The following is an 11,816-nucleotide window of genomic DNA, read 5'->3' as shown; positions in this document are numbered from 1 at the left end:
ATATCAAAATGAGAGAACGTATTATCAGAGCCGTTGCCGGCTCACTTGTTTTAATCAGCACTTTATTGGCCCTCACTATCAGCACGAACTGGCTATGGCTGGCTGCATTTATCGGGTTTAATTTACTTCAGTCTTCTGTTACAAATTTTTGTCCCTTAGAAAAAGTACTCTGTGCCTTAAAAGTTCCTTCTTATACTGAAAATGGTCCCTTGTAACAAGTTTGAAGGAATAAAGAAGTTCCAGCGTATATAGATTGTTGCCGCTCTAATCTTTCCATACTTCAGGATTTAGTATTATTCTTTTTTTTGAACATCTCAGGATGTGGAAATTTTCTTAGCACCTATAACTAAACCGAAACCTCAGCACCATGAACTGCATCCATAAAAAAAACTGGAGGATGACAAGCCTTTTTACTCTCCTTACTGGCAAACGCAAGTGCCACTTCTCCCTGACAGATCAGCTTTCCTTCTTGATTGTGTACTTTATAATGAAAGACAACTTTTGCTCCCGTTGGATCAGGAAGCTGTGTTTCAATCACCAGTTCATCATCAAAGAAAGCAGGATTATTATAGTGTATCCTAACATCCACTACAGGCATGATAAAACCTGCATCTTCAATAGAGAAATAGGAAATTCCTATATTTCGCAGCAAGTCCATTCTGGCCAGCTCAAAATATTTCACATAGTTAGAGTGATGAGCAAACCCCATCTGGTCTGTATCGCAATATTGAACCCTCAATTTAGTTATACAAGTGATCATTGATGATGATGGTTACATTCATGTCCTTCGTGGTGATGATGATCATCATGTTCAGCACAGTTACCTCCCTGATCAGTTAAGCTACCGTTAAGGAAATTATCCAATACTAACGCCACCTCGCCTGAACAGCCCCTATAAACTACTATATGATTTCGCTCCAACAGCGTATGTGATCCTCCACCCATATTTCCTGCTAGTAATACCTTTACGCCCCGCTCTGCCAAAATTCCAGCCATTCCTGATTTACATCCACATTCACCTGAACCCTGTATCGTTTCAGTCTCTGTAATATTGTTCTCAGCATCCAGGTTAAATATCCTGATTGATTCTGCACTTCCAAAATGCTCAGAAACCGTAGTTCCTAAAACTGCAACTGCTATTTTCATATCTATAATTTTTGTTTACTTACTCTAGCCGGATTAATATTTTCCAGAAGACCTTCCAGTGTCATTTCATCCTTCAGTGGAATAATCATTTGCACTCGTTGCTCTCTTAAATAATCTGCTGTCAGGATACCAAAACGACCAGCCACTACTTTAGTAACCCCCTCTGCTATCAGCATAGAAGCAACGTTTAATCCTGCATCTTTCACACTATCCTGTTCCGCATTTTTTACATACGTAAGTTCATCAGAACTGCTGTCATAAATGGCAAACCAGGGACATCGGCCAAATTGTCTATGTATCCGCGAGTATAATACATTCTCCTGAATGGCTATTCCTATAATCATTGTTCGTCAACTTTACATACATGTTCTGAAAGGCAAAAGGGGCAGACAGGCTGTTCATCTATAATAGAAGAAAAGTTAAGCTCGCACACAGGACAGGAATACCACAGGATACCGACTACTGAATTTCCTCCTTCCAAAAGAATGCTTGACGCTTCAACAAATGCCTTTGCAATTTTATTTCTTGCGCTTTGATACACTCTAGAGAAAGTAGGCCGCGATACATTCATGATTTTAGCTGCCTGCTCATGCGTAAGGTTTTCATAATCACAAAGTTTAACAGATTCATATTCTTCCAGATGAAGGATCACATCCTCACCTGAAAGTTTTTGAACCCCGAAGGGCTTAAAACCTAAAAATGATGGAGCCCTTTGTATTACCCTTGATTTCTTTAACCTTGCCATATTAATTATACAATAATAATGAACAAATGCTCATAATGCAAATATTATTTTGAACATTTGCTCATTATTATTAATATGTACAAATGAGAATAGTTACGCTTATTGAAAATATGACCGACAGATCAGGTCTACTTGCCGAACATGGTTTATCTTTCTATATTGAATCAGAAAATAAAAAGATCCTTTTTGACTGTGGTCAGACTGCTGTTTTTTTAAAAAATGCAAAGCAACTGGGGATCTCTATCACAGAGGTTGATGCCTTGGTTTTAAGTCATGGCCACTATGACCACACCGGAGGACTTAAGTACTTCCTTCAGGAAAATGACCATGCCCCAATTTACCTGAAAAGAGAAGCGCTATTGAAGAAGTATCACGGAGAAAGATATATAGGGATAGATGCTGCACTACTTTCATCATCAGAAAGAGTTCATTATATCGATCACTTAACCGAGCTGGATGAAGGATTATTTATAGTTCCTGAAATCAAAATCCATTATCCTCATGACGTTCATTTTCATGATATGAGCATTGTAGATGAGCAGGGCAGGTACCCCGACACTTTCGAGGATGAATTATTCTTAACTCTAATCAACAATGGAAAGCTAACTATTGTAAGTAGTTGTTCACATCGGGGAATTTCCAATATCATTAAAAGTGCGTCTGATTTATTTCACCTTCCAGTGCAAAGAGTTATAGGTGGCCTACATTTAAAAAATGCGAAAACGGCTGATGCAGAAAACATATCCGCTTACTTTAATGAAATGAATATTGATGACATCTTCGTATGCCATTGTACGGGCATAGACAGCTATGTCATCTTAAAAAATCAATGTAAGGGACATGTCTTTTATAATCAGACAGGAAGGGAAATTTTTCTTTAGTTCCTTATCATAAAGAAAAGGACGATAAACAAATTATCCGGTCTTCTTTTTCAAACTACAGCTAAAGGATATTGCTTTCAGATCCTTCAATAAACTAAATGATCTAGTATGGGCTTAAATTAATTATTTTAAGATAAATATTCAGGTAATACAGGCCTACTATTAAAAATGTGATACCTGCCCCCATACGCATCACTTTTTCTGCTTTTTGTATGGCTTTAAAATAATTGCCCAATTTTCCGATGCTAAAAGCAATTACGTAAGCAAAGAAAATAACAGGCAAGCCTGTGCCTATTGAAAATACAACGGGTAATGCCATACCTGCTGAAGCGGATAAAGTCATTGGGATAAGCATGGCGAAAAATAAAGCACCGCTATAGGGACAGAAAGCCAAAGCAAATACCAACCCTAGTAGAAAAGACCCTAGCATCCCTTTGTCTTTAAATTTATCGGAGAGTTTTTGCGTTAAATTGCCCTTTGATAGAAAATTTAGTGTAATGACATCCAGCATAATCAGCCCGATCAATATCATGACCGGACCAATAAACTTTTCTGCATTACCTTGGAATAATTTTGCTACCTGAAACTTACTGGCTCCAAAATAAATTAAAGCTCCTAATATGGTGTAGGTAAACATTCTACCCAAGGTGTATAATAATCCGCTAAGCAGCATTTTGCGTTTACTGGTAATGGTTTTAGCGATATATGCGGTCGCAGTAATATTGGTTGCTAAAGGGCAAGGACTGATTGCCGTTAACAAGCCCAAGCCAAAAGCGGCAAATATAGGCGTGTCCCCATTTTGTGCCAGGTTATTTAACCAATCCATTATTAACCTTTAATGAATTCCGTTATATATTTTTTAAGTTCTGCTTCAAATGCTTTTTTATTTCCAGCTTTCATAAAGGCAAAACTGGTCAGGTCTTGTTTTTTACCTGTTGATGGATTGTATAAAAATAAGGCAGTACCAGCAGCCTCAAACTGATTCGCCATTTTTGCATTGCTCTTGTCACTTACATTGATTAACCTGAAAGGGATGGTCTTAAAACTACTGGCCAAGGTGGCCTTAGTGAGGTCTTCAATTTTATGACAGGTCATACAACGATACTCTGAATGAAACTGAATCACTTCGATAGTTGCTTTTTTTACAGCAACTGGTTGTTTTTTTTGTTGTGCTTTTATCGTATAAGAAACAAGCAAAAATGCAACTATAGCAAACATGGTAACACTTAAATTCTTCATAATAGTAATTTCTAAAGGTTTATAGAATGATATTGAATAAATAGCCTGAGATGATAATACAAATAGTTACGACCGCAAAGAAGATGAGAAGCATTTTAGTTGACATCACTTTTTTTAGTAAAAGTCCTTCAGGAATGGATAGCCCCACAACTGCCATGGAAAAAGCAATAGCTGTTCCCAATGGAATGCCCTTTGCTACCAAAACCTGCATGATAGGTAGTATTGCAGCTGTATTACTGTACATCGGTACGCCTATAATTACTGCAAGCGGTACGGCAAAAGGATTTTCTTTACTGATATAAGCTTCGAAGAATCCAGTGGGAATAAAACCGTGCATTAGGCCTCCAATTGCAATACCACCAACTATGTACAAAGAAACGCCTTTAACAATCCCTAATGAATCTTTGATAATGGCTGGAAACCGCTGGATAAAGCTTAAGTGCGTTTCATCCTGTTCTTTATCGGCTATCTGTTTGTTTTTTAATAATTCTTTCACCCAATCAGTCATCAGGGATTCCAGTTTCATCTTACCAAGTACAAACCCTGCAATCATGGATAAAATAATGCCACTTACCACATAAATCAGGGTAGTCTTCCAACCGAACATGCCAATAAACATGGCAACGGTAACAGCGTCAACCAATGGCGAAGAAATAAGAAAAGCTAAAGTTACTCCAAGGGGAATACCGCCTTTTACAAATCCGATAAATAAGGGTACGGAAGAGCAAGAACAAAATGGTGTGACTGTTCCAAATAATGAGGCCACAAAATAATCCAGGCCATACCATTTCCGTTTAGTTAAAAAATCTCTGACCTTTTCAATGGGGAAATAAGAATTGATAATGCCCATGAATAGGGTGATGAATATCAACAGAATGAAGATCTTGATCGTGTCAAGGACAAAGAAGTCTAAAGCCTCGCCCAAATGGCTTTGAGCCGATATGCCAAGGACTGCATAAATAAGCCAGTCTGCAAAGTCTTGTAACCAGTCAAACATGATTAATAAGGGTAATGAATTTCATTTCTATTAAAAATTGCTTTCAGGTTCAGTTTATTGTAGTAATATGTTTTTTATTTCATTGACTTCAGCTACCCGACCTTTTACAACGATTTTATCATCAATTAGCAAGACAGGTGTGGTAAGTACATTGTACTTTATCATTTCTTCAATGTCGTCAATCTTAATTACTTCCGCTTCAATACTTGTTTGCTTCAAAGCTTCTAGCACATTGTTGTAGGTGGTTTTGCATTTTGCACAACCCGGACCCAATACTTTTATCTGTTTCATAGTCTAATAATTTATAAAGTTAGGCAATGTTCGTAGTTCGCAAAACGACGAACATGGCAATCAAAAAAAATCTATTTCAATATATTGTTCAATAATTTTTTAGCCAGTTCCCAATTTGGGTGATTAATACAGTATTTAATTGTGGGAGGAGTAATGTTGCCTTGAATGAGTCCAGCATTTTTAAGTTCTTTCAGGTGCTGAGACAAAGTTGACTTTGCAATTGGAAGTTCTTCTACCATATCACCATGATAACAACAAGATTTCGAATCTAACAATTGTAAAATGGCTATTCTTATAGGATGCCCCAGTGCTTTAGCAAACCTTGCTGTTTGCTCTTGCTCTTTAGTGAAATAATCGGACTTACTAATTATGGGCATTTTTATTTTTAGCTGTTCGTAAATATACGAATAATAATCTTTATCGGTTTATTATTATCTTTAATAGTATCGATGTACGTTTTTATTTTGCCAGCCTTAGGGCTTTAGCAAATTCATTAGGTAGAGGACTGGATTCGATGGCCTTTGCAGCTGTTTCCACATCGTATTCAATTCTTCTAAATTCAACGTGGATGCTATCTTTTTCCCATACCGAACTGTTTGCATGAATTGTTAACAAAACATAACAAGCCCTTTGATCTTTATCTTTTGGTTTTCCTACCGAGCCAAGATTAATGATATGTTTGAACCTTCCATCAGTAGTTTTCAGGATCCGGTGATAAGGTTTGTGAGAATGACCAACGAAAAGTAAATCTGCATTTGCTTCCTGCATCATATCCAGGACATCATTTTCATCTGTATCCTCCAAAACATATTCATCTATCTTTCTGGTACTTCCATGAGTAAATACCAGATTTATCTGACCATTGCTTAACCTGTATTCTAATCTTATATGTGCAGGAAGGGTTTTAAATATGTTCTGCCTGCCTGATCTATCAGGTGATACGCATAGTCTTTTCCTTGCTCCTGCAGACTCTGTGCTGTTGTGGTTATCTTTTCAACCTTCTCATCGTGATTACCCATCAATGTAGCTATTCCACGTCTGCGGATCTCTGCAATAACTTCATTGGGCCATATATTATAACCTACTAAATCACCAAGGCAATAAGCAGTATCAGGCTTTTGGCTGTCCATATCCAGCAACATGGCTTCAAAGGCAAGAATATTAGCATGTATATCAGAGAAAAGAGCAATTTTCATATCGTTAATTTTAATTCATTGTACAACTGATTCAGGCAATTATACTAATTGTATTTCTTGCTTTACGGCTATATCTGATTAAGCTAGCAGAACGAAGCCTATACAGATACCCTAGCCAACTAAAAGGTGTAAGTATAATTTCTGATTTTAATTTAGACGATAGGCGCAGTTTTAAAATATTTCTTTCTAAACCAGAAAGCCAGATTCACTAACGCAATCAAAGCTGGCACTTCAACCAAAGGCCCGATTACTCCTGCAAAGGCTTGTCCTGAGTTAATTCCAAATACCCCAATAGCGACTGCTATAGCCAATTCGAAATTATTTCCTGTTGCGGTAAAGGCAATTGAAGCACTCTTAGAATAATCGGCGCCAAAATATCTTCCAGCAAAGAAACTAAGCACAAACATAATTGAAAAATATACTACAAGCGGAATGGCGATCCTTACTACGTCCATAGGAATTTGTACGATTAATTCTCCCTTCAAACTAAACATCACCACTATGGTAAAAAGCAGAGCCACAAGTGTAATGGGTGAAATAAAGGGTATAAATTTGTTTTGAAACCAATCTTCTCCTTTCAGCGCAATCAATGTAAATCTGCTGATTATACCCATGGCGAAAGGAATTCCAAGATAAATCCCTACACTTTTTGCTATTTCAGCAATCGTAATATTGACGTCTAATGCCTGTAGACCAAAATAGGGTGGAAGTATAGTGATAAAGATGTAGGCGAATACGCTGTAGAACAAGACCTGAAAAATGCTGTTCAAAGCAATCAATCCAGCTGCATATTCCCTGTTTCCTTCTGCAAGTTCGTTCCAGACTACTACCATTGCAATACATCGTGCCAAACCGATCAGGATTAAGCCAACCATATATTCAGGATAGTCCCTCAAAAATGTGATGGCCAAAAAGAACATCAATAATGGACCAACTATCCAATTAAGGACTAACGATACACTTAATACCTTGGTATCTTTAAATACCTCGCCCATCTTGTCATACTTTACTTTTGTTAATGGGGGATACATCATTAAAATTAGTCCTATCGCAAGTGGAATATTGGTTGTGCCACTGGAAAAAGAATTGATAAAGCCTGATGAGGAGGGAATAAAAAACCCAATAGACACACCAATAGCCATAGCCATAAAAATCCAAAGGGTAAGGTAACGGTCTAAAAAGCTTAACTTTTTTCTTTCACTTGCGGGTGCGCAATTTGATGCAGACATAATGTAATGGATAATTGTACATTGCAATATTACGATATATAAATATTCATTCCAAATCATTTTAATAATTGGAGTCTGGCCATTGGGTATAAGATTGAATATTAGGTCTATTGTTTCGAATTGGTAGGTATCAAATCATGAACCTTTATAGCTCTAATTTGACGCACAAGTATAGTAAAAGAACTCGCGTATAGAAAAAACTAGAAATTTATTTTTCCTGTAATCTCTGTATTACAGATTCCAATAAGACAGCAGTAAGAATCCAGTATAAGTCCAACTGTAGGGTCTTTTAAGTCGGACTTAACCTAGATTTTTATTAGTTCGTATTTGCTTTGAAGAAAGCGAATACCATATAAATAATACATTTTAAATGATGCTCCGTTCTTAAGCGGATATATTCTACGAAAGCGAATACCGGTTAATTGATTTCGAAAATTAAGGGATTAGCTTCCGAAGTGTTGTAACCGATACTGGAACGTAAGCATAAAGTACCGCGCAAGCCTGTTGCTCTGAGAGTCCACTATTACATTGTCGAAAACATCACGTGATATTGCGGTATTCTGGTTCAGGATGTCGTATCCTTGAAAACGGACATTAGCTGCATTGCCTTTTAAAAAACGATAATCGAGGTATAAATTTAAAAGGGTAGGGTTGGTGGCATTAGCATTAAACCCGGTATTGTAATCTTTGGAAAAGTTATACCCAAGTGTTAGATCCTTATGGAAATAGGTTCTTCCTGCTAATCCCATGCTATAGGTGCGGGTTTCTCTGTCTGAGAGCGATCCGGAACTATAACGGGTTTGATTGTAGGAAAAGGAGGTGTTTATTTCGGCATTCATTTTATCCTGAATGTCTAACCTGAACTTCAGTCCCTGGTTTAACTGGAGGTTCTTACCTGTGATCCTGTCATTGTTAGTGAAAGCAATGTTATTGCTGAAGTTTGATCCGCCAGAATAAGTCAGCGTAAATTGCCTGTTCGAGAAGGGCTTGGCAAATGAGTATTCCGCCCGGGCATTGTAGAAACCGTCGGTATTGATATAGGAAGAAATCTGCTTGATACTATCGGGAATAATTACTTTAGTTGTTACAATTTTATTATTCGTCTGGTTGAAGTCTACACGTGAGTTCATGACAAATCCGGACGTCCAATCTGTTTGTTTATACTCCATGCCTAAACTATTTGTAAACTCAGGTTTAAGATCCGGGTTTCCGACAAGCACATTCTGTATGTTTGAATTATCTGTAATGGGCTGCAGCTGACGGAATCCGGGTTGATTGCTTCGACCATGATAGCGGGCGGTAAAGGATTGTTTTTTGGAGAATTTATAAACAAGACGGGCACTTGGGATCCAGTTCAATGTCTTTTTTAAAGTTTCGTTATCCCTGGTTAAATCCTGGCCTTTTAGCACAGAAGGCATCACAGCAACTCCGGCAAAATAGTTTAGTTTGGTATCAATATGGCGAAAATTCAGTCCTGCACGGTTGGTGATAAACTGGTAATTATAATCATTACTTAGATTTTGATTTAAAACCTGTTCTGCAGTTACGGGATCCAGATCCATGGTATTTCTGACAGTTTTAGTAGAGCTGCGGTTCCATTGATAGTTGATCTCAATCATTGATCTATCGTTGAATGGTTCAATATAGGCCATTCTTAAGCGGGCATTGGTATTCTTGTTATTATTGTTGCGATATTGATATTGTTTTTCCAGAGTAGTATTCCCAACTGAATCGGTATTGGTATAGTCATTTTTGAGGTCGCTGGAATTATCTCCATGTGCGCTGTTGATCTCTGTGCTTATACTCAGGTTTCTACCCTTTTTACTAAACTTGTGGTTGTAATATAGTTCGGTGCCAAAGGATGAGGAAGTGGATGAGGCTGCAGAATTTCTTTGTCGCAATGATCTAGCTGATAAAAGTTCTGTAATGGTTGATCCTGTACTTGATGTACTTCCCAATTGATAGGAGGCACGGGGCTTTAGTTTGAAGTAATTGGCGCTATCGGGCCTGTATTCCAGGTTCCAGAATAATCCGTGATCAAAATTTCTGCTATTGTTGTTACTATTATCATACTCATAGCGGGTATAATCCTCAAATGCACTTTCAGTTACTTTCTGTTCTAATGTATTATTGTCATCCTTTCTAAAACGGTAGCTTCCGTAACTTTCTACTTTCGTTCCCCAGTTATCACGATAATTCAGCATTGCCGCTGTATTTTCTGTTGTCCCTTTTGATCTTCGGGATGTGTTATTATTGGTTACATCTAAGGAAACCTGCTGATCTTCCTTGAAACGGTTAGCTCTGATCCGGCCATTATACCGGTCTGCGGAACCCATACCCGCTTCTGCGCGAGCAAAATAACCATTCCTTTTGTCTTCTTTTGTGTTGATATTGATGATCTTTTGCGGCTCACCACTCTTAATTCCGGAGATGTTTGCCTCTTCTCCATAGTCATCTATTAATTGGATATTTTTTACAATATCTGCAGGCAGGTTTTGAAGTGCCGCAGAGGCTTCATCACCAAAAAAGTCCTTTCCGTTTAAACGGATTCGTGTAACGGGTTCGCCTTGTGCTTTCACGTTTCCATCTTTGTCTACTTCCATTCCGGGGAGGCGTTTTACTATTTCATCTACAGCATCTCCTTCGCGTACAGGATATGCACGGGCGTCATATTGTACTGTATCTTCCTTGATAACCACAGGAGTGATGACATTGATCACGACCTCGTTCAATTGGTTGAAAGAATCTTTCAAATGGATAATGGGAAGTGTAACCGTGTTCTTTTTCTTGTCTGTTGTGTATTCCCGGATAAACGTTTTAAAGCTGATGGAGCTTACGGTAAGCGTAAATTGGGATGATTTGATTGTGGGAAATGAAAATTTTCCGTTCTGATCAGTTGCGGTATAAATAGAATCTAATTTAGAAATTAGTTTTACGGATGATCCGGGTAATGTTATCCCTAAGGAATCCTGCACTACTCCATGTACGGAACGTTGTGATTGTGCTGAGGTACTGAAGCCATAAATCAGCATGACGAATGTAAAAAAGAGAAATTTACTCATCTAGGTTTAAGAATTAGTAGGAGTACTAAAAAATGATCTGCATCTACATAAGGAGATCCCTTATAAACCGGGTATCTACCAACCTGACTAATGTCATTAATGTATTCCTCCTTTTTATGAATCAACAGGTAAATCTACGAATTTTAAAGTTCGTTGCAGGTAATCTGTTGAGCGGTTTACCCAGTTAAATACAACGTTATTGGTAAATTTGAAAATACCATTCCATCCGATTGAAGGAATACATCCAGCATTATCAGCCCATAAATTACGTATGAAGGCACAATTTTCTCCACCCAGTGTACTTACGAACGCATGGTTCCAAGGTATCAAGGGCTTCATAGCAGATCGAGTTTTGAATGGTGATGTTAACTGTTCCCAGTTTAATCTCTGCCTTAACGGTACTGTCTTTATACATATGGTGGTACATAGACATATTTTCATCCAGTCCCCAGCTTGCGGAAACATGGTCGATCATGATATTTCCTATTGGATTTCCTCCCATAGCATCATCCCTGCGGCCAACATAAGTTTCACCGCGACCACCAAAAGAGTAAGTGCCACCGCCTTCAGCATCTGGAAAAAATGCAACAATTTCTGATTGAAGAAGATCGGTTGGACGTCCAGCAAATGGAACATAAGGTTTGCCTTCTTTTGCTTCTTTTTCGATGATTGGAACTGCTTTCAACCAGGCAATATCAGATTGCACACGTGCTGCTTCCATCATAGCATTCGTTGCTTTATGAACAACTTCAGGAATATCAGGATATGGTGCTGATGCCACCTGATTACTGCAAAGCACTAAATACATGCAGAAAAAAGGATGAACAAATTTCGATTTATAATTTAATTATGTTCATTAATTATGTTTACAAAAGTTTATGTTGCTAAAGACACAAATTTGTAAATCATATAAAAGGGAATGGGGATATCAATAGGCTGAAGTGGGATTAAAGAATAACAATTAAAACGAAGGACTTAATGGTTCGATCTTTTTTGTATTACATGCTTTGATTGAAATTAAATTAAAAAT

16 protein-coding genes are annotated in these 11,816 nt (G+C 37.7%); 2 read left to right on the top strand and 14 right to left on the bottom strand.

Annotated elements, in window-relative coordinates; genetic code table 11:
• Positions 1–8: 8 nt before the first annotated feature.
• The gene (locus ADIARSV_RS16105; RefSeq protein WP_016196686.1) at positions 9–215 is read left to right on the top strand and encodes a YgaP family membrane protein; all 207 of its coding nucleotides are present in this window, start codon (positions 9–11) and stop codon (positions 213–215) included.
• A gap of 131 nt (positions 216–346) precedes the next feature.
• On the opposite strand, the gene ADIARSV_RS16100 is transcribed toward ADIARSV_RS16105, so the two are convergent.
• From ADIARSV_RS16100 to ADIARSV_RS16085, 4 genes are read right to left on the bottom strand one after another with little or no spacing between them, the layout of a single operon-like run.
• Positions 347–760 (bottom strand): acyl-CoA thioesterase, encoded by a 414-nt coding sequence (locus tag ADIARSV_RS16100; RefSeq protein WP_040300402.1) that lies wholly within the window; start codon positions 758–760, stop codon positions 347–349.
• Positions 757–1,146, bottom strand: coding sequence for a NifB/NifX family molybdenum-iron cluster-binding protein (locus ADIARSV_RS16095; RefSeq protein WP_016196684.1), 390 nt, complete (start codon positions 1,144–1,146; stop codon positions 757–759). Before ADIARSV_RS16095 ends, ADIARSV_RS16100 begins: the two co-directional genes overlap by 4 nt.
• Positions 1,147–1,148: 2 nt before the next feature.
• Positions 1,149–1,490 carry a NifB/NifX family molybdenum-iron cluster-binding protein gene (locus tag ADIARSV_RS16090; protein ID WP_016196683.1) on the bottom strand — a complete coding sequence of 114 codons (342 nt, stop codon included), beginning with the start codon at positions 1,488–1,490 and terminating at the stop codon, positions 1,149–1,151.
• Positions 1,487–1,891 carry a DUF134 domain-containing protein gene (locus ADIARSV_RS16085; protein WP_016196682.1) on the bottom strand — a complete coding sequence of 135 codons (405 nt, stop codon included), beginning with the start codon at positions 1,889–1,891 and terminating at the stop codon, positions 1,487–1,489. The genes ADIARSV_RS16090 and ADIARSV_RS16085 overlap by 4 nt, the downstream gene beginning before the upstream one ends.
• 83 nt (positions 1,892–1,974) lie before the next feature.
• Between ADIARSV_RS16085 and ADIARSV_RS16080 the strand changes: the two genes are divergently transcribed.
• On the top strand, positions 1,975–2,772 hold the full coding sequence (locus tag ADIARSV_RS16080) for an MBL fold metallo-hydrolase (RefSeq protein WP_016196681.1): 798 nt from the start codon (positions 1,975–1,977) through the stop codon (positions 2,770–2,772).
• Between the two features lie 103 nt (positions 2,773–2,875).
• On the opposite strand, the gene ADIARSV_RS16075 is transcribed toward ADIARSV_RS16080, so the two are convergent.
• The 10 genes from ADIARSV_RS16075 to ADIARSV_RS16035 form a co-directional block, all read right to left on the bottom strand.
• Positions 2,876–3,598, bottom strand: coding sequence for an aromatic aminobenezylarsenical efflux permease ArsG family transporter (locus tag ADIARSV_RS16075; RefSeq protein ID WP_016196680.1), 723 nt, complete (start codon positions 3,596–3,598; stop codon positions 2,876–2,878).
• A gap of 2 nt (positions 3,599–3,600) precedes the next feature.
• Positions 3,601–4,011, bottom strand: a complete 411-nt coding sequence (locus ADIARSV_RS16070) for a nitrophenyl compound nitroreductase subunit ArsF family protein (RefSeq protein ID WP_016196679.1) — start codon at positions 4,009–4,011, stop codon at positions 3,601–3,603.
• 19 nt (positions 4,012–4,030) lie between these two features.
• A complete protein-coding gene (locus tag ADIARSV_RS16065) occupies positions 4,031–5,008 on the bottom strand; it encodes a permease (protein ID WP_016196678.1) in 978 nt (325 codons plus the stop codon).
• A gap of 54 nt (positions 5,009–5,062) precedes the next feature.
• Positions 5,063–5,299, bottom strand: coding sequence for a thioredoxin family protein (locus tag ADIARSV_RS16060; RefSeq protein ID WP_016196677.1), 237 nt, complete (start codon positions 5,297–5,299; stop codon positions 5,063–5,065).
• Positions 5,300–5,370: 71 nt separating this feature from the next.
• Positions 5,371–5,676: an ArsR/SmtB family transcription factor gene (locus ADIARSV_RS16055; RefSeq protein ID WP_200864766.1), complete on the bottom strand. Its 306-nt coding sequence runs from the start codon at positions 5,674–5,676 to the stop codon at positions 5,371–5,373.
• Positions 5,677–5,758: 82 nt separating this feature from the next.
• The gene (locus ADIARSV_RS22940) at positions 5,759–6,148 is read right to left on the bottom strand and encodes a metallophosphoesterase family protein (protein WP_262482253.1); all 390 of its coding nucleotides are present in this window, start codon (positions 6,146–6,148) and stop codon (positions 5,759–5,761) included.
• Positions 6,149–6,183: 35 nt separating this feature from the next.
• A complete protein-coding gene (locus ADIARSV_RS22935; RefSeq protein WP_016196674.1) occupies positions 6,184–6,495 on the bottom strand; it encodes a metallophosphoesterase family protein in 312 nt (103 codons plus the stop codon).
• Positions 6,496–6,647: 152 nt separating this feature from the next.
• Positions 6,648–7,724, bottom strand: a complete 1,077-nt coding sequence (gene arsB, locus ADIARSV_RS16045) for an ACR3 family arsenite efflux transporter (protein WP_016196673.1) — start codon at positions 7,722–7,724, stop codon at positions 6,648–6,650.
• A 443-nt stretch (positions 7,725–8,167) separates the two neighbouring features.
• A complete protein-coding gene (locus tag ADIARSV_RS16040) occupies positions 8,168–10,786 on the bottom strand; it encodes an outer membrane beta-barrel protein (RefSeq protein ID WP_083936609.1) in 2,619 nt (872 codons plus the stop codon).
• Between the two features lie 265 nt (positions 10,787–11,051).
• On the bottom strand, positions 11,052–11,594 hold the full coding sequence (locus ADIARSV_RS16035) for a hypothetical protein (protein WP_052017035.1): 543 nt from the start codon (positions 11,592–11,594) through the stop codon (positions 11,052–11,054).
• Positions 11,595–11,816 lie beyond the last annotated feature (222 nt).

Source organism: Arcticibacter svalbardensis MN12-7 (genome assembly GCF_000403135.1).
GTDB classification, from domain to species: domain Bacteria; phylum Bacteroidota; class Bacteroidia; order Sphingobacteriales; family Sphingobacteriaceae; genus Arcticibacter; species Arcticibacter svalbardensis.
This window is presented reverse-complemented; position numbering and strand designations above follow the sequence as displayed.